Raw genomic sequence first — 18,849 nt, forward strand, 5'->3', positions numbered from 1 at the left:
CATAAAATTCTCCCAATTTAAAGTTATTTTAACATATACAAATAAAAAAAACGAGGGCACCAAGGGCACCCTCGTTATAATATTTATGTTAATCCTCAAGTTTGAACTGTCTGACGACTTTTGTAAGATTATCAGAAATACCGTTCTGTTTATCAGACATATTGTTGATTTCTGCAACTGTCTCTGACAGGTTCTCAACTGAATCCATTACCTCACCACTGTTGGCAGCTGTATTCTGAGTAGCTTCCGCAATGTTCTGAAGCGCAAGTCGAACCTCGCTCATAATATTCTGAATAGAATCAGTCATAACTGAAAGCTTTTCAGATGAATCCTTGATAGATTCTGCATCCTGTCCATATCTTTCAGCTACTGCTACAAAGTTCTTGTAATCAGGAGTAACTGTTCCAGATACATAATCAAGAAGTGATTTTGCATTTGTTTCCAGTCCCTCAAAAGCACCCTGAATAGCTGAAATTGTTTCCTGTATCTTTTCAACTGAATCGGTAGTCTGACCTGCCAGCTTTCCGATTTCTGTAGCAACTACAGCAAATCCCTTGCCCTGTTCACCAGCACGTGCTGCCTCGATGGATGCATTAAGTGAAAGCAGCGTAATCTGATCTGCAATATCAGCAATAACACTTGCCATTTCACCGATATTTTCAACAACCTTAGACTGGGCAATACTTTCTTCAAGCTTTGTCTGGAAGTTGCTCTGTAAGGTCTGTGATTTATCAAAGGCTTCCTGACTTTCCTTACCAATTGCATTTGCTCGCTTTTGAATATCAACTGCCAGCTCTAAGCTGCCCTTTGTTTCTTCGTTAAGGTTGTCAGCAGACTGAGCAACTTGGTCTACAGACGCTGAAAGCTCTTCTGTTGCAGCTGAAGAATTCATCATATCGGCATTAACAGCTGTCATGATATCTACAATTTTGTCGAACTCTATCTTTAAGTCCTGAGCAGCAACCTTTAGCTTACTGCTTGAATCGTTAATATCAATTGAGTAGTCTGCAATACTGCTGATTACGCCCTTGTTATTTCCGTACATTTCGTTAAGAGAATCAGACATGACTGCCAGCTCATCTTTACCCCTAACAGAAAGCTTATCAACTGTGAAATCACCTTCAGCAAGCTCAGAAGCAAAATTCTGAACCCTTCTGATTGTCTTTGCAATACCACCAATACCAAACACTATTATGATAGTTGCAACAACAACTGCTGCAATACATACAAATACAAGGATGTTTATAAGCAGATAGATAGGTCTCATCAGCTCATAGGCTTCAATTGCAATCATGAACTTCCAGCCTGTTTCTGGGATGGTATCATAGTAAACTCTATACTCTGTCTTTCCATCTGTATAACCGCTAGTACCAGATTCATTTGCAATAACTTCCTTACCCATTGTTGCAAATGATGTGTTTGAGTCATCCAAGATGTTGGCGCTATCCTGAACCTTTTGATCATCGTAGCCAGCGATAAGGATACCTTCGCCTGTAGTTAAGATACCAACACCAGTCCGGCCAACCTTTACATTTCCAATAATCTCGGTAATAGAAGAAAGCTCTATGTCAACTGTAACGCAGCCGATTTTTGTTCCATTTACAATAATAGGAGTAGAGCAAGATGACATAATTACTCCTGATGAAGGATCATAATATGGGTCTGTAATCGCAGCGTCATTTGATGCCATAGCGTTTGTATAATATTCTTGTGAGAAATAATCATACTCTGCATTGCTATATTCCCATGTAGTTGTATGACCGTTGCCATCCTTCATTACATATGGACCATAATACTGCTGCTCAGGATCATATGCATAAGGTTCGAACCAAAGACCAGAGCCCAAGACAATATCATTACTGTCTATCATATTCTCCAGCATTTTCTCATAGTTTCCCCACTCAGTGTAGGTATATGAGTTTGCCACGCTTACTGCAATAGCATCTGCCAAAATCTCAACTTCCATCAGCTTGGCTACAATTTCTTCATCGTTAGCACGCAACTCAGCATCCATAGCCTGCTGCGTCTTGTCGTCCACAAGATTTTGGCTTGAAACTGCAGAAATTATCGTTAGTACAATTTGTGCTACAACCAGCACTGGCAAAATAAGTACTAACATCTTAGTTCCGATCTTCTTAAAGTTCATAGTGTACCCCCCGTCCCCAAATGTCACTCACTCTGTTTTAAGAAAATGTTTTCAATTGCATTTATTATTTTGGTTTGCATTGGTGGCTTTACGAAATAGCCTGCAGGCTTCAAATCAAGAACTGCATCTACATGCTCTTTATCTGCTATTCCTGTTAAAAAGATTACAGGCACATCCTTGACATCATCCTCGGCCCTTATCATCTCAAGAGTCTGTCTTCCGTCAACGACTGGCATTTCGTAATCCAAAATAATCAAATCCGGTTTATCTGTTCCCATAGCCTTCATGCACTGAGCTGCTGATGTTGCCAGTGTCACTCTGTATTTATCCTGAAGCATATTTCTCATGTTGCGAAGCAATACTGGGTTGTCATCCACAACGATAATATGCTTTTTATCTGTTTCCTCTACTGCATTCAAAATCGCATCGGCATTCATATTGAATTCCTTGCAGATGCTTTGAATAAGCAGTTCCTTGGAAGGTTGCGCCACATGCTTGCACTGTCCTGAATAATAGTAGGAGATAAACATTTGCTTTTTTGTCTCCCTGCCATAAGTGAGTACCGGAAGCTCTGAGTTAAATTCACGAATAGCCTCAAATACTTCCTCATGATTTAACTCGAAATCATCAATATCCATAAGCACAAGTTCCGGGTTATATAGCTTCAGCATACTCCTTACGATTTTTGCGCTGTCAGTGCATAGCTGGGTATGAAAGTGATGTGAAAGATAGGAATTAACATCCGAGGTGTCGTTGTTAAAATCCCCAACAATAAGTATTTTGCGCATTTTCCAATTCTCCTTGTATTACCTGTGTTATTACTTGTGAATTTACTTTTGTAATTCTTCGATTTGTGCTAAAGCTTCGTCTTCATCTAAATTCATAATAGACTGATTTAATTCGTCTATTCTTACCTGAATATCATCCTCGTAAGCAAAGGATGTAATCTGTTTTATAATATTGTCCGCAAGCTCAGAATCATGAGCCTTTATAGACATCTTTAGCATTTCAAGAAGAGCATACAGCTCATCCAAATCCTCCATCTGTGGTTTTTCAACTTCTGATGTAAGGATTTTAAGTCTTTTCTTCATGCTTTCCATTTCTTCTAAAAGAACTGGAGTAAGACTTCTGATTTTGTCGATTTCTTTATCCCTTGCTGCGTACTCACATATCTTTGCAAGGCCGCCTAAAGCAGTGGCGCCTATTGTATTTGCCATACTTTTTACAGCATGAACCTTTATGCGATAATCAGCCAGTGGGAAATTATCATCTATCAAACTATAGTATGAATCAATTATTTCTGCCTCGTATCCAATGGAATCATAAAAGTCTATTGCTGTAGTGAGCACCATTTTTGAATCCGGGAAATGAAGTAGTGCATAATCCCAATCAACCCCCTCTATTTCAGGAAGCTCTACCGGCTTTACACGATTCATTCTGGCCTCGTCTATAGCATTTATTTCATGATGCTCCATCAAATCCTTTGGCAGGAAATCCCTGATGGTTTTCTCTAATTGAGCTGGAACTACAGGCTTTGACAGAAAGCCATGAAAGCCCATTGTCAAATATCGTTCTCTGGCACCAGCGATGGCATTGGCTGTAAGCGCTATAACCGGAGTTCTCAAGCACTTGTTGCCATCTAATGAAGCCATGCGCTTGAAGGTTTCCACACCATCCATGCCAGGCATCATGTGATCCAGGAAAATCATGTCATAATGCTCTTTTTGGATAAGGTCAAGGCACTCATCACCACTTGCTGCCTCAGAAACCTTTACCTTTGATTCCTTTAACAGCGCTGCAAAAACCTTTCGGTTCATTGCATTATCATCTACAACGAGAAAATGCGCGTTTGGAGCTTCAAAGCTGGTGCTGTATTCATAATTGGCTGTGAGCTGTTTTAGCTTGTGTTCAAAATCGCCGATACCTTCGCCGTTTACAATATCCTGATTAATTACAAATGAGAACTTTGAACCCTGACCATAGACACTCTCCACTTGAAGAGTGCTGCCCATCATTTTTAACAGATTCTGGGTGATGGCCATACCAAGACCTGCACCTTCGATGTTTCTGTTACGATTTTCTTCAAGGCGTTCAAAGGATTCAAACATACGCTTGATATCCTCCTGCTTGATACCAATTCCGGTGTCCTCTACTGAAAAATATAAATCTACTGTGTGATTATAATTTCGCTTACATCTTGCGGTGATATCAATATGTCCTTCAGGTGTATATTTAACTGCGTTTGTGATAATGTTTGTGAGAATCTGACGAATTCTCACATCATCGCCATACATATCACATGGAATATCTCCGTCTATTTTCAGGCGAACTTCAAGACCTTTTTCCTTTGCACGAAGTGTGACATTATTAAGCACATCATGCATAAGGCTCATAAACTGATACTCACCATTTACAAGGCCCATTTTACCTGTTTCGATTTTTGTGATATCCAAAATATCATTTATCAGAGACAACAGATTCTGTGAGGCAGTCTTGATATCAAGGGCATACTCCTCCACTATCTTGTCGTCTGTTTCCCTTAAAATCATCTCATCCATACCCATGATAGTGTTGATTGGTGTACGGATTTCATGAGACATATTTGCAAGGAAATTACTCTTGGCCTCTGTTGCTGACTGAGCCTGTTTCTCCGCTTTCTTTGCCTGAAGAGTCTTTTCAAGCAGGTCATCGTTGTTGATTGAGGCCTGTTTGTAGAGTCTCACATATATGGATTTTTGGAACTTTAAAATAGCACCTGCTGCAAATGCACAGATGAGCATTGACTGGATTACATCAAAGAAAACGCTCTCTGTTCTATCCAGCTTTATTACATACTCCGGATGGTAATAGGAAATAACATAACACCCAATAATGATGGCAATGTCAGTAAGTAACATAAAGACAAAATCCATGCCATCTAATAGCATGAATATGAAAATAAGGCCTAGGGTAAACCAGCAGGCCATTCCACTGTTTATTCCACCTGTCAAAAAGAACATCACTGGAAAAACAGCCACAGCAACCACAAAGCACACTGCTATTGTGGCGTTTTTGAGCCTGTTTTTGTAATTGGCCTGATATATGCAAATCGCATCCATAAAGATGGCAATAATGATAACTATAGTAAGAGCCGGTGATGTGCTGTTTATGGCATTAAAGGGAATTGCGATAATTCCACCTATAAAACCGATTATAGTTATAATGTTAAAAAGTATTAAATCCGTAGGTAAATCCGGACTAAAAAAGTATCTTCCAAGCGCTAATAATTTTTTCAAAATCTATCTCCAATTAAAGATTGCGCACAATCTTTTAGTGTAAATTCTCTCTAATATAAATAATAAAATAATAATATAAGCGACTCAATGAAGAAACGATGAACTTTCTGTGTATTATTATCGATTTAAAGGTTTTCTATCTGCCAGTCGATAGGCTCTAAGCCCTTTGATTTTAGGAATTCATTGGTCTGACTAAAATGCTTGCAGCCAAAGAAGCCTCTATATGCTGAAAGAGGCGATGGATGTGGTGCTTTTAGAATTAAATGATTTGGATTATTGAGTTTTGAGCATTTCTTTTGAGCTGGTGAACCCCAAAGTAAAAATACAATAGGTCTGTCCTGCTGATTCAAAATGTCGATAACAGCATCTGTAAACTGCTCCCATCCCAAGTCCTTGTGAGAGTTTGCCTGATGAGCTCTTACAGTAAGCACATTGTTTAACATAAGGATTCCCTGTCTGGCCCATTTTTCCAAATAGCCGTTGTTTGGAATGTAGCAGCCCAAGTCATCTTGAAGCTCTTTATATATGTTTACTAAAGATGGTGGAGTCTTTACTCCAGGCTTTACCGAAAAACACAAACCATGCGCCTGTCCCGGCTCATGATAAGGATCCTGCCCAATAATAACCACCTTTACCTGAGAAAGTGGTGTGAAATCAAATGCATTAAAAATATCATCTGCTGGTGGATACACCGGATGCTCGTGATACTCTTTTTTAACGCTCTCGTACAAGCTTTTATAATAAGGCTTCTTAAACTCCGGCGTAAGTGGCTCTAACCAATCGTTGCTAATTGCTGACATTAAATAATCTCCAATCGTAATCAAGAAATTTAGATATTTTGATACCTAGGTTGTCACCCAGCCCTCAGGTGCTCTGCTATTCCTATTTGCTGAGTATAGCGAAAGCGATAGCAAATAGGGATTGCAGAGTGCCTTAGGGCTGGGTGACAACCGTGGCTTCGATATTTATTACTGTAATATCCAGTCATCGATAGGCAGCCAAAAGCCCTTAGCTTTCAGCTCCTCTTCGATAATATCTAACGTGGATTCATCGTCGGCGCTAATAACATGATAGTGATACCAGCTGGTGGCGGAGCTTAAGGACTTTGATTTACCTGAAGCAATAGCTTCCATAAATTCCTTGGCTTCACGGCGTGAGCTGACATTAAGGGGAGCCTCAAGTCTGTTGTAATATCTGTGGTTGATAATGATATTTTCTGCCACTCCACCATTGTCTACTATGGTAAACAGCTCATCTAAAATCTCATCATCTGTGTGGCGGCTCTTAATGATACGCTTACATTTTTTGGATTCTGAAACCACATAACCTCTGTTGGTGGAAGTGATTTCTATACCATTTGCCCTGATAAGGGCAATATCTGTGACAACCACCTGTCTGCTGACATTTAGTTCATTTGCCAAGGCTGTACCTGATACAGGCTTGCCAGATTTACGAATGATTTCTACTATCTTTTGTCTTCTAGCCTGTCCGTCCATAGCACCTCCTAAACTGCGTGTAAATTTTTCATTGAAATGTCCATAATAGGTGCAGAATGTGTAAGTGCACCGCTTGAAACGTAATCTACACCGCTATCAATAATGTTTGCGATGTTTTCCTTTGTGACATTTCCTGAACACTCAGTTTTTGCGCGACCGTCTATTATTTTAACAGCTTCCTTCATAGTTGCAACATCCATGTTATCGAGCATGATGATGTCTGCACCAGCCTCAACAGCTTCCTTTACCTGCTCAAGAGTTTCAGTCTCAATCTCAATTTTTCTAACAAATGGAGCATATGCCTTTGCCATCTCGATGGCCTTTGTGATAGAGCCTGCTGCACCGATATGGTTGTCCTTTAAAAGGATACCATCTGAAAGATTATATCTATGGTTCTGACCACCACCACATTTTACAGCGTACTTCTCAAAGATTCTCATGTTTGGGGTAGTCTTTCTGGTATCCAAAAGTACTGTCTTGCTGCCACTTAAAAGTGATGCTACCTGATGAGTATATGTGGCGATACCGCTCATTCTCTGAAGGTAGTTAAGGGCTACTCTCTCTCCTGAAAGGAGCACTCTGATATCTCCCTTTACCTTAGCCATGAGCTGTCCCTTTTTAACCTCATCTCCATCCTTTACATACTTTTCTACAACAGTAGCTTCATCAAGGATTTTGAATACTCTCTCGTACACATCCATACCACAGATGATACCATCCTGCTTGCAGATAAGGTCTACCTCACCTGGCTGTGCCTCAGGCATCACTGAGTTTGTAGTAACATCTTCACTTGAAATATCTTCTCTAAGAGCCATCTTGATAAGCTCGTCTGCGTTGAGTGTCATTGTAATATTGTTCATCTTATATTGCCTCCTTAGCGGCTCTTAATTTTTCTTCTCTTTTAATTTCACCTACTACCATCGCATGATAGTTTTCCATGATAGATGGCAAATCCTCATAGCCATCCATATTTACCAGATTTTCAAAATTATCAGACTTCTTAAATGAATCCGTATTTACGATATCCTGTGCTGCTCTTTTTGCAAACACCAGGCTTTCAAGAAGCGAATTGCTGGCAAGTCTATTACGTCCATGCACTCCATTACAGCTAGTCTCGCCCACTGCGTAAAGCTGCTCCATGGTGGTCTTGGAATCCTTGTCCACGTAGATTCCCCCCATGAAATAATGCTGCGCAGGAACTACTGGAACCCAGGTCTCTAGCGGGTCATAGCCTGCCTCTTTACATCTGGCATAGATATTTGGGAAATGATTTAATATTTCCTCCCTTGGAATAGGGGAAAAGTCCAGCCATACATGCTCTGTGCCCTGTTCCTTCATTTTTGCAAAAATCGCTTTGCTTACCACATCTCTTGGTTGAAGCTCATCTGTGAAACGCTCACCATTTTTATCTCTAAGCACTGCACCCTCTCCTCGCACAGATTCAGAAATAAGAAAGCTTCTACCACTCATGTTTGAGTACAATGTGGTTGGGTGGATTTGAACATAGTCGCAGTTTTCAAGCCTTACGTTATGATACATGGCAAGTGCCAGAGCATCACCTGAAATATGGCGGAAGTTTGTGGAATGTGGATACACACCACCCAAACCGCCACAGGCAAGGACTGTCACATCCCCCTCTATAGCTGTGGTCTTTCCATCCATATCAGCAACCACAATGCCATAGCACACATTATCCTGGCACACCCAGTCTACCATTGTGGTATGAGCCATAAGAGTGATATTTGCTCGCTCCTTTACTCTGGCTAAAAGCTTGCTGGTGATTTCCTTTCCTGTTACATCTGCATGGAACAGAATTCTATTATTTGAATGTGCCCCTTCCCTTGTGAACAAGAACTGACCATCCTTTTTGTCGAATTCCACGCCATAGCCTACCAAGTCTTTAATTATATCCTGAGAGCTTCTAATCATTATCTCTACAGATTCCTTACGGTTCTCGTAATGACCTGCACGCATGGTATCTTCAAAATATGAATCATAGTCATCCTCATCTCTGAGCATGCAGATACCGCCCTGTGCCAAAAAAGAATCACAGCCATCTAGCGCATCCTTTGAAATTACAAGTATTTTCTTATATTCAGGCAAGCTCAGGGCACAGAATAAACCTGCCACGCCGCTGCCTACAATAATTACATCAAATCTTCTATTATCCATAGTTTTTCTCAATCCTATAGTCCGCATACAACTGGATATAGATAATTTTCCCTCATCGTTTTCACTATACTCTCGGGAAAACCATCTATATCCAGTTATATGCTCATCTCAATCTTTTAGTCCGCCTGTACCATGGAATGAATATCATTTTACTCATCGTTTTCACTATACTCTCGGAAAATAATATTCATTCCCTGATACAGGCTCATCTCAATCTTTTAGTCCGCCTGTACTATGGAATAAATATCATTTTCTTCATCGTTTTCACTATACTCTCAGAAAATAATATTTATTCCCTAGTACAGGCTCTTCTAAATCCCATAATCCGCCAGCATCAGTCAATACATATCATTTCCCTCATCGCTTTCGTTATACTCTCGGGAAATAATATGTATTACCTAATGCTGGCTCATCTAATAATTAAAAATACGTTGATTACGCGTTACTGCGCCAGTTCTAGCATACGCTGGAGTGGGACGAGGGAGCGGGTGCGGGTTTCGTCGCTTACTTCCACTACTCCCGTAGTGTCGCGGAGACAGTTGCGTACTTTTTCCAGTGTGACTTTTTTCATGTTAGGGCAGATTTGAACGGAGCCTGCTGCGTAGAAGGTCTTGTCTGGGTTGTTCTTTTTGAGCTGATAGAGCACGCCAAGTTCTGTGGAAATGATGAACTCCTTTTTATCAGATTTGGTAGCGTAGTCTATGATTCCTGATGTGCTTCCGATGAAGTCGGCAAGCTCTAAAACGGCCAATGTACACTCTGGGTGGATGAGCACCTCTGCCTCTGGATGAGACTCCTTTGCGCGTTTGATCATGTCTGCTGTTACCGCCTTGTGTACGTGGCAGTATCCATCATTGAAAATAAAATTCTTTTCTGGAACCTTTTCGGCGATGTATCTGCCCAGGTTTTCATCAGGGATGAAAAAGATGTTTTTATTAGGCAGAGCCTTTACGATTTTCATTGCATTGGCGCTAGTGACGCATACATCTGAATGCATCTTAAGCTCTGTAGTGGAATTGATGTAGCACACTACAGCCACGTCATCATATTCCCTTCTCACTTCCTCGATGCGCTCAATTTCTGCCATGTGAGCCATAGGACAATCTGCCTTTTCATCAGGCATAAGCACAGTCTTATCCGGATTTAAAATCTTTGCAGACTCTCCCATAAATTTAACGCCTGCAAAAACTATAGTTTTTTCCTTCAGACCAACAGCTACCTTTGCCAGATAGTAGCTATCACCAATATAATCTGCTATTTCCTGAACCTCATCATTTACATAATAATGGGCCAGTATTACAGCATCCTTTTCTTTTTTTAATTGTTTAATCTCTTCTACCAATGTAGACATTGCGTTATTCTCCTTTTACGGTTGACCAGTTGCGTTTGACAAATAGAATAGCACATGTATTGTCTACTGACAAGACAGTTGTAAAGCTAATAATACAGATAAAAAAATCCCCTATAGAAATCCACCTGATTTCTATAGGGGATAATGATTACTGTAATACTGCTTCGATTCCACGTGCTAGCTGGTCTGCACAGCTAGTGCCTTTGATACCGCAAAGGTTTCCCTTTAGGATATCCACTGTGTTTTTAGCATCTGCTCCTTCGAGAAGCTTTGCGATGGCTTTGGTATTGCCATCACAGCCGCCAGTGAAATGTACGTTGTGAAGCTTTCCGTCCTCGATTTCAAAATCGATTTTTCTAGCACAAACTCCCTTTGGAGAGTAACTGTATTTTGCCATTATAAACTCCTTTTTCAAATTACTTTACATATTATCAATAGAATTAATCAGATCAAGGTTTTTAACCTCTGTCTCTGTAAATGTCTTTTCTGAAAAATCAGCAGGCATGATGGATGGATTGTACCAAATCTGTCCCATGAAATAGTTGTATAAATCCTGGTCACGGAATGAATATCCATGACGGGCGTACATCTCATTTTTGATAACATGGATAACCTCTGGAGACAAGCCCTCAAAATCGGCTGCTGTGTATACTTTGCTTGATGTATCAAAAAGGTATGTGGCAAATCTTGCGTTTCCACTGATTCCTTTTGCGTCCCAATATGCTGATACTGCCGACCAGTATTTTGTTTTGTCCAGATAGCCTGCACGCTCTGTGACTGCTGCATCTATTTCTTCCTGAGACCAGTTGGCCACTGCTTCTGCGTACTCTCCAGGAGCTACTACTTCAATTACCACATCGCCATAATCCTGTACCTCAGTGCCTTCCATAGATGAGGCTGCTTCGATATTTTCATCCCCCTCCACAGTCTGCTCCTGAACTGGTGTAGCCGCATTTTCCTGCTTAACAGACAATGTCTTCTTTTGGTGATTCAAAACTCCAAAGGTAATACCTCCGGCGAGAACACCTACAACCAAACAGATAAGACCTTCCAGTAGCCAACGCTTTGCAAATGGATTAGCCTCAAAATAATCCTTGATGCCGTAACGAATGTCATCGAAGGTATCTCGCAAATAATCAAAAAAATCTAATATTCTGTCTCTTAAATCTCCCATTATTATTCTTCCCTATCTTTTTGCTAATTGTGTAAAATTATCCAACACCATTAGTTAGTATAACATATCTTTTTCGTTTATGTTACAGAAATATTACCAAATTTAATCATCTGTTTATAAAGTCTGCTCTATCTGGCTTCTGGTGGCCATTATGCTGCCCTGTGCCATCTGCTTGCTTCCGCCACCTTTAGCCCCAAGTAGCTCACGAAGCCCTACGGCAATAGCGCTGCAATCTCTGGTGCGGCTGCCTATTACGAAATTGTAGCCATCATCATCATTTCCTGAAAAAATAGCGCATAGCCCTTCATGCTTCTCCACGAGTGCATTTACACCATCACGCATATTTTTGGCATCTAAATCTTCAGTGAAAATAGTCACATCCACTATTTCAGATGGATATTTTTCGATTTGTTCCATAAGGATTTTGGCCTTTATCTCAGAAATCTCATATTTCTGCTGCTTGTTGTCTAAAAGCAGAGCCTTTACCTTTTCTGGGATTTCATCTTCCTTGCAGTTTAGAACCTGATATGTCTGTGACAGGATATCCATTTTACGATTGTAATCCGCAAGTGCTCTAAGACCGCAAGCTATATATACTCTGGTGCCGCCCTTGTATTTGTTAAAAGAAACTACCTTGAGTATCCCCACCTGTCCTGTGGTACGCACATGAGGTGCACAGCAGGCACACATATCTATACCCTGAATCTCCACCAGGCGGATGGCACCATCTATCTCTTTTTTACTACGATATTCGATTTGAGATAGTTCCTCATCAGATGGATAAAAAGCTCTGACAGGAATATCCTCAGCTATGGCTTCATTTGCCAGTCTTTCAAGCAGTCTCACCTTTTCCAAATCAAGCTCAATATTAAGGTCCAAGGTAACTGTGTTGTCACTTAAATGAAAGCCTACATTTTCAGCGCCAAACTTATTGTGAGCCAACCCTGTAAAAAGGTGCTCACCTGTATGCTGCTGCATTTTTGAAAAACGATGCTGCCAGTCTATCTCTCCTGTCACAGTCGTTCCTACCGTATATGCGATATCTGTGTAATGGACTATTTCATCATTTTCAATTTGGACATCTATAACCTTTCCATCGCCAAGTGTGCCTATGTCACTGGTCTGGCCGCCCTGCTCTGGGAAAAATACTGTCTGATCAAGGAGCACCTTGTAGCCTGTGTCAGCTTGTGTGCAGGATAAGACTTTGCTCTGGAATGTTTTTTGGAATGGATTGTTGTCGTATAGTGGTTGTGTTTTCATGGAATTCCTCATCTGGCCCTAGGTAGACCCTCATCCGCCCTTCGGGCACCTTCCCCCAGAGGGGGAAGGCTTATTTGAAGGCTTATTTCTTTCTATAAAGCATGTCTTTGTTTATTTCTGTGTAGAAGGCCTCCCTCAGACGCTCGTGACTGTAGTTCATTCCACGAAGCCACATGAGCTTGGTGATGGTTGCCTCTAAAGTCATGTCGTAGGACTCTATCATATGGAAGTCCTGTTTAATCTGACGGCCCACCTCGTAGACTGTCATGTTGCTGCCTTCGCTTACCACCTGTGTGGTCATCACGGCAAGCTTGTCGGCATTTTTCCATTTTTCCATCTCTGCATAAAATGTCTGCATTAAAGCCTCTGGCATACCGCCTACGCCAAAGCTTTCAATAACAACTATGTCATAGTTTTCAAACAGATAGCTTAGTACCTCTGGCTTCATTCCAGGATAAAGCTTTAGAAGTGTGACCCTGTCTGACATCTCATAGTAAAAGCTTGGAATGCCCCTGACAGGAACTTCCTGAATGTAGCGCAAAATCACCCCATCCTGAATCACTGCAAGATATGGGAAATTGATGCTGGAAAATGCATTATAGCTTTTTGCTCTTTCCTTTTTGGCGCGGGTTCCACATATTACCTTGCCATCAAAAACTATGCTGACATTCTGCGACTCGTCATCGGCAGCATAGATAAATGAATCTAAAAGATTGGTTTTTGCATCTGTAACATCCTTGCTGATAGGCTTTTGTGAGCCTGTTACCACTATAGGCTTGGCGCTGTTTTGCACCATATAGCTTAATGCCGCTGCAGTGTAGGCCAGGGTGTCTGTGCCGTGGCACACAACAAAGCCATCATATTTTGAATAGTTTTCCTCTATCGCATTTACGATATTTTTCCAGTGGGCAGGAGTCATATTTGTGCTATCTAAATTTAACACCTGCAGTGTCTCCACCCGACACACATCCTTTACCGCTGGGATATAGGACAAAACATCCTCTGCTGTAAGTCCTGGTTTAAGACCAGCATCTGTCTGCTTTGAAGCGATGGTACCGCCAGTACCTATCATTAATATCTTTTTCATTGCTTAATTCTTTCCAATTGGAATGCCAAATATCTTGGTCTGGAAGCCTTCCTTTAAAGTTTCAAAATCTGTATAGTTGATATTGCATTTGAAACGCTCGTTCCAAACATCCCTGATAGTATCACAGATTTCAGCCCCCTTTTCCTCCTCTGAAAGGATGGTTGGAAACACGTAGTAAATCATAAAATAGTTCAGGTTCATAAGGTCTGCCCCGCGAACCTTACCAAACTTTTTAAATGCCACAAAAACATCCTCACAGAACACCTTTGCCTCTGCTGCAACATCAGTTGCATGTACAAGCCCATCAAGCTCAGAGTACCTATCTTCCTTAAATTTATTGGTGTGGGAATCGTAATCGTTTTTGCTGTGAACCTTGCTTAGATATGCAACATCCTCAAAGATTTTTTCTACATTGTAACCCATAACACTTCTCCTGTTTCTTTCGGTTTTACTAGGTGCTATTTTACCTTATTTTCGGTATAATGAAAACTCACAGAAAGGATTTTATCATGACTGATGACGAACAGCTTTTATATAAAAGATTAATAGAGCTTTCCAACAGAGCCTATCAAAATAACATTTATACCTTTAGCGATTTTCTATCCCTCAGCCAGCAGGAAGTGATGTATCAGGCTGCCAGGGACAAATCCTTTGCGCCTATTTCTTACGATTTGTCTGGCGGATATGAAAACTGCGAGAGAAAAATGGTGCGCTTTGGAAACGAAGCAGAATTTGGCTACGAAGTGGATTTTCCTATTAAATGCATAAAGGTAGAGCCTTTAGCCAAAAAGTTTGCAAAAGAATATACTCACAGAGACTACCTGGGCTCCCTGATGAGTCTTGGAATTGACCGCAAAAAATTCGGCGATATCTTCGTGGATGGCATGGATGCTTATATCTATGCCGACGAATCTACCGCCGATTATCTTATCGAAAATTTTGTTTCTGTAGGGCGAAACTCTGTGAAATGTTCTATCTCAGAGCTTCCAGAATCCTACAAGCGGGCTGCTCTAAAGCAAGTCACCATTCAGGTGGCATCACCTAGAGCAGATGCTGTCATTGCCAGAGTCTACAACCTGAGCCGCAAGGACACCATACCTTATTTCACTGAGAAAAAGGTATCTGTCAACGGCCACATTGTAGAAAACAACGACAAGCTCCTCTCCGCCGGAGATTCAGTATCTGTCCGCGGTTTTGGAAAGTTTAACCTCCTTGAAGAGGGTGGTCTTTCCCGCAAAGGAAAGCTGAATCTCACTGTAGAGATTTTTGGTAAATAACATTTCTTAAATAATTAATGTCTCTTATAAGCTGGCATAAGCTGAAGCTTGTGGAGGTTTGCCACATGCTTTTTGTCGATGGATGCTTTGATGTCTGCTGGGATATCAGCATCCTTGTCGGCTATATATTCGTCGAGCTGTGCATACTTAAATCCAAGCTTATCCTCATCTGACATTCCAGACAGTCCATCCGATGGAACCTTGTGTACCAGTTGCTCTGGAAGTCCTAAGTATTCTCCAATCTGAAGCACCTCTGTAACTGTGAAATCCTGTAAAAGTGAAACGTCACCAGCTGCATCACCGTATTTTGTAGAGTAGCCTACGTAATCCTCTGAGGCGTTGCAGGTATTTACTACAAATGTGGTCACAGGCTGTCCCTGTGCGAATGCGTAAAGTGTAGACATACGAAGTCTAGGTGCAAGATTGATTCTTAAATCCTTTGTCACCTCACATTTTTCAGCCTTTTCAAAGGTAGCTATTGCTGCGTTGTAATAGTCTGTGATAGGTACTATCTCATTTGGGATTTCAAGGAAATCCACGAGAAGCTTTGCATCATCTAAATCACTCATTTCACCATTTGGCATGATGATTCCAAGGACACGGTCTGCTCCAAGCGCTTCCTTTAAAATAGCTGCTGTAACAGAAGAATCCTTTCCACCTGAAATGCCAAGGACTGCACGGCTGTTTTCTCCAAATTTGTTGAACCACTCTCTAGTGTATTCGATAAGCTGCTTTGTCTGTTTTTCTACATCAAATTCTCTCATTTTATATGCCTTTCATAAAAAAATAGGCGCCCTGCATTAATGCAGAACGCCTTTGTTCTGCTACGTATTTCTATATCAATTGATTAATGTTTGCAATAATATCTCTGGCTAAAAGTCCTTTTATTCCAGTAGTTCTGGTGGCAATGGCGCCCGCCCTGCCGTGTATATAAGTACCAGCGGCTGCTGCATCAAATGCTGATAGCCCCTGTCCTAGAAGGGATGTAATAATCCCTGCAAGCACATCACCACTTCCAGCTGTAGCCAGCCCTTCGTTTCCACTATTGCAATAAAATACCGTATTTACGTTTGAAATCACTGTGGTGTGATTTTTCAAAACTACAACACAATTATGGCTTACTGCAAAGTCTTTGGCAACTTTTTCCATGTCATAGTTTATGTCCTTTACAGGAACACCACACAGTCGCTCCATTTCCTTTAGATGAGGAGTGAGGATGACTGGAACACGCCCTGTTAATTCATCAAATAGAGGCAGATTTTTTGCAACGATATTTATTCCATCTGCGTCAATTACAACAGGCACCTGAGCTGATTTTTGTATCGTATTTACGATATTAACGGCTACTTCTGAGATTCCAAGTCCTGGACCAATTAAAATAGTATCAGCCCATTTTATCTGCTCTAAAAGCTCTGTTTCATTAAAATCATCATAGCCTAAATACATGGCCTCAGGTAAATTCTGCTGGATAGATTGGATATTATTTTTGTGGGTATAAACCTTTACAAGCCCTGAGCCTGTGGTGAGAGCAGCATTTGCCGAAAGATAACAGGCTCCATATATATTCTCACTACCTGCAATCACAAGAACCTTTCCGCAGGTGCCCTTATTTGCAGTGACATCTCTCGGTGGAATAACCTCTAAAATACTATCATCCAAGAGCGCTGCTGCATTTTCATCAGCACCGTAAATGCCTACATCGGCCACCTTGATTTCACCGGCAGCTGCCTTGCAATCCCCAAGCAACAATCCCTTTTTCAGGTATGCGAATGTTACTGTAGTATCAGCTTTTACTCCCACATCTCCTAAAAGTTTTCCACTATCAGTGTCAAAGCCGGATGGGATATCCACAGCTATAACTGGCTTTCCACTGTTATTTATGAATCTGGCCATATGTTCAAATGAGCCTGATAGCCCACGAGTCAAGCCAATACCAAACATTGCATCTATGAATAAATCTGTACCCTCAAGCAATTCATCAAAGCAATTGGCATCCATCGTAATATCCCCAGTTATTAGGAGTTCTGTTTTGTAATTAACTGCTATATCTATCTCTTGTTTAAGCTGTGGTGAGAATTTTTCTGGATTTCCAAGGACTATCATTTTCACGGAGTAGCCCATATTATGAAGTATTCTTCCAATGGCAACACCATCGCCGCCGTTATTGCCGGGGCCGCAAAATATCCCTATATTATTTGCCTTAGGATATTTTTCAAATAATACGTTGCACACACCAAGGGCCGCTCGTTCCATCAATACCAGCGATGGAATACCATACTCCTCTATTGTGCCTGTGTCGCAGGCCTTCATTTCTGCCGCGGATAATACTTTTTTCATACAAACTCCCTTATATGACTTATTTGTGTAATAGTGTTATAATGTGTTAATGCCTCTAGCAGGCATCTACAGCAATTATAGTTTAACCGAACACATTTTAATAGGTTTCCGAATGCAAAAGAGGAAAATGCATTCAGAAATCTCAACAAGTTGAGACAGGAGAATAATTTTGAAAAAGAAGATAGTTATTGGACTGTGGATTTCTCTGGTTATGCTTGTGATTGCCTTTGGCAGTCTGGTAGTTTACCAAAATAAAATTGAAGCTGAAAAAGCTGCTGAGCAGGCCAGAATAGAGCAGGAGAAAAAGGAAGAAGAACTGCGCATTGCAGAAGAAAAGGAAGAGGCTGCTGCAAAACTTAAAATTGAAAAGGAGGCTGAAAAAGCTGCCAAAGCCGAAAAGCAAAAATATACATTTACTAAATTAGAAGCCACATATTATGCTCAAAGCAAAGCGACTGTACGCAAAGAGCCATACGACACTGCTGATGTGCTAGGCACTTTATCCTTAGATCAAAGGGTCAGCATCGTTTCAAAATGCAATCAGACTGATTACTACAAAATCAAAACAAACAGCGATTATGGCTACATTGCATTTGATGATGTTTCAAAGGATTTCATTGATATCCCTCTTCCAATATCAAGCTCCAAGGGCATACCTAGTGCTACAAAAGATATCCTATTTATAGGAAACTCTATCACCTTCTATCCTGCCACAAGCGACTGGTGGGGTTCAGGCTGGGGATGTGGCGCTACAGCTCCTGAAAATGATTATGTACATCTGACAGTAGCTGCAAAGGGCTACAGCTCATACGACTATATGTCACTTCGTGCCTGGGAATTTTCAAGCACCCGAAACTACGAGCTGGACGATTTGGATCCATACATCACCAACTATCAGTACGGAACTGTCGTAATCGAGCTTGGGGAAAATGTAAAGGGGCATGAAACCCACTTCAAGGAAGACCTTACCGATATGATTAAATACATCAAGCACTACAACCCAAACGCAAGAATTGTAATACTTGATAATTTCTGGGCTTACAAGAGTATCATCTCTACCAAAAAAGCTGTTGCATCAGAAAACGGAGCCACTTATGTCAGCCTTTCTGATATACAGGGTGTTTCGGCATACCAGCTCCAGCAGGGCGAGGAATACGTCACCCCTGACGGCAGAGTTTATACCATCGGTTCATTCCTGGCCGGGCATCCAAACGACGCAGGCTTTGAAGCTATTGCTCAGCATTTGATAAATGCACTTTAATAATAAAATTTTT

General features: G+C 41.0%; 17 protein-coding genes. 2 read left to right on the top strand and 15 right to left on the bottom strand.

The features are described 5' to 3' along the window. Positions 1–88: 88 nt before the first annotated feature. The 13 genes from BLV53_RS03675 to BLV53_RS03735 all read right to left on the bottom strand — a co-directional run bounded on the left by BLV53_RS03675 (position 89) and on the right by BLV53_RS03735 (position 14,384). The gene (locus BLV53_RS03675) at positions 89–2,146 is read right to left on the bottom strand and encodes a methyl-accepting chemotaxis protein (protein WP_090297212.1); all 2,058 of its coding nucleotides are present in this window, start codon (positions 2,144–2,146) and stop codon (positions 89–91) included. Positions 2,147–2,169: 23 nt separating this feature from the next. Continuing rightward, positions 2,170–2,934 carry a response regulator gene (locus BLV53_RS03680; RefSeq protein ID WP_090297215.1) on the bottom strand — a complete coding sequence of 255 codons (765 nt, stop codon included), beginning with the start codon at positions 2,932–2,934 and terminating at the stop codon, positions 2,170–2,172. A gap of 42 nt (positions 2,935–2,976) precedes the next feature. Next, positions 2,977–5,421 carry an ATP-binding protein gene (locus BLV53_RS03685; protein WP_090297218.1) on the bottom strand — a complete coding sequence of 815 codons (2,445 nt, stop codon included), beginning with the start codon at positions 5,419–5,421 and terminating at the stop codon, positions 2,977–2,979. 125 nt (positions 5,422–5,546) lie between these two features. Further along, complete coding sequence (locus tag BLV53_RS03690) at positions 5,547–6,221, bottom strand: uracil-DNA glycosylase (RefSeq protein WP_090297220.1); 675 nt, start codon at positions 6,219–6,221, stop codon at positions 5,547–5,549. A 168-nt stretch (positions 6,222–6,389) separates the two neighbouring features. After that, the gene (locus BLV53_RS03695) at positions 6,390–6,917 is read right to left on the bottom strand and encodes a transcription repressor NadR (RefSeq protein WP_090297223.1); all 528 of its coding nucleotides are present in this window, start codon (positions 6,915–6,917) and stop codon (positions 6,390–6,392) included. A gap of 8 nt (positions 6,918–6,925) precedes the next feature. Next, the gene (nadC, locus tag BLV53_RS03700; RefSeq protein WP_090297226.1) at positions 6,926–7,777 is read right to left on the bottom strand and encodes a carboxylating nicotinate-nucleotide diphosphorylase; all 852 of its coding nucleotides are present in this window, start codon (positions 7,775–7,777) and stop codon (positions 6,926–6,928) included. A gap of 1 nt (position 7,778) precedes the next feature. Continuing rightward, entirely contained in the window at positions 7,779–9,089 is a 1,311-nt protein-coding gene (locus BLV53_RS03705) for an L-aspartate oxidase (RefSeq protein ID WP_090297229.1), read from the bottom strand. A gap of 442 nt (positions 9,090–9,531) precedes the next feature. After that, positions 9,532–10,440 carry a quinolinate synthase NadA gene (gene nadA / locus BLV53_RS03710; protein ID WP_090297231.1) on the bottom strand — a complete coding sequence of 303 codons (909 nt, stop codon included), beginning with the start codon at positions 10,438–10,440 and terminating at the stop codon, positions 9,532–9,534. Positions 10,441–10,588: 148 nt separating this feature from the next. Then, entirely contained in the window at positions 10,589–10,837 is a 249-nt protein-coding gene (locus tag BLV53_RS03715) for a TIGR03905 family TSCPD domain-containing protein (protein WP_090297234.1), read from the bottom strand. A 24-nt stretch (positions 10,838–10,861) separates the two neighbouring features. After that, positions 10,862–11,614, bottom strand: a complete 753-nt coding sequence (locus BLV53_RS03720) for a YARHG domain-containing protein (protein ID WP_090297236.1) — start codon at positions 11,612–11,614, stop codon at positions 10,862–10,864. Positions 11,615–11,728: 114 nt separating this feature from the next. Next, positions 11,729–12,874 carry an alanyl-tRNA editing protein gene (locus tag BLV53_RS03725; protein WP_170830741.1) on the bottom strand — a complete coding sequence of 382 codons (1,146 nt, stop codon included), beginning with the start codon at positions 12,872–12,874 and terminating at the stop codon, positions 11,729–11,731. Positions 12,875–12,956: 82 nt separating this feature from the next. Further along, entirely contained in the window at positions 12,957–13,961 is a 1,005-nt protein-coding gene (locus BLV53_RS03730; protein WP_090297241.1) for an asparaginase, read from the bottom strand. 3 nt (positions 13,962–13,964) lie between these two features. Continuing rightward, the gene (locus BLV53_RS03735) at positions 13,965–14,384 is read right to left on the bottom strand and encodes a hypothetical protein (RefSeq protein WP_090297244.1); all 420 of its coding nucleotides are present in this window, start codon (positions 14,382–14,384) and stop codon (positions 13,965–13,967) included. 86 nt (positions 14,385–14,470) lie between these two features. Here BLV53_RS03735 and BLV53_RS03740 point away from each other — a divergent pair, with 86 nt between their 5' ends. Continuing rightward, on the top strand, positions 14,471–15,238 hold the full coding sequence (locus BLV53_RS03740) for a YlmH/Sll1252 family protein (protein ID WP_170830742.1): 768 nt from the start codon (positions 14,471–14,473) through the stop codon (positions 15,236–15,238). A gap of 14 nt (positions 15,239–15,252) precedes the next feature. Here BLV53_RS03740 and nadE read toward each other — a convergent pair whose 3' ends face one another. Further along, entirely contained in the window at positions 15,253–16,002 is a 750-nt protein-coding gene (gene nadE, locus BLV53_RS03745) for an NAD(+) synthase (RefSeq protein WP_090297248.1), read from the bottom strand. Between the two features lie 70 nt (positions 16,003–16,072). Further along, positions 16,073–17,575, bottom strand: a complete 1,503-nt coding sequence (locus BLV53_RS03750) for an NAD(P)H-hydrate dehydratase (protein ID WP_090297249.1) — start codon at positions 17,573–17,575, stop codon at positions 16,073–16,075. 169 nt (positions 17,576–17,744) lie between these two features. On the opposite strand from BLV53_RS03750, the gene BLV53_RS03755 reads away from it, so the two are divergent. Beyond that, the gene (locus BLV53_RS03755; protein WP_090297252.1) at positions 17,745–18,836 is read left to right on the top strand and encodes an SGNH/GDSL hydrolase family protein; all 1,092 of its coding nucleotides are present in this window, start codon (positions 17,745–17,747) and stop codon (positions 18,834–18,836) included. Positions 18,837–18,849 lie beyond the last annotated feature (13 nt).

It is taken from the genome of Pseudobutyrivibrio sp. ACV-2 (genome assembly GCF_900107545.1).
Taxonomy (GTDB): Bacteria; Bacillota; Clostridia; order Lachnospirales; family Lachnospiraceae; genus Pseudobutyrivibrio.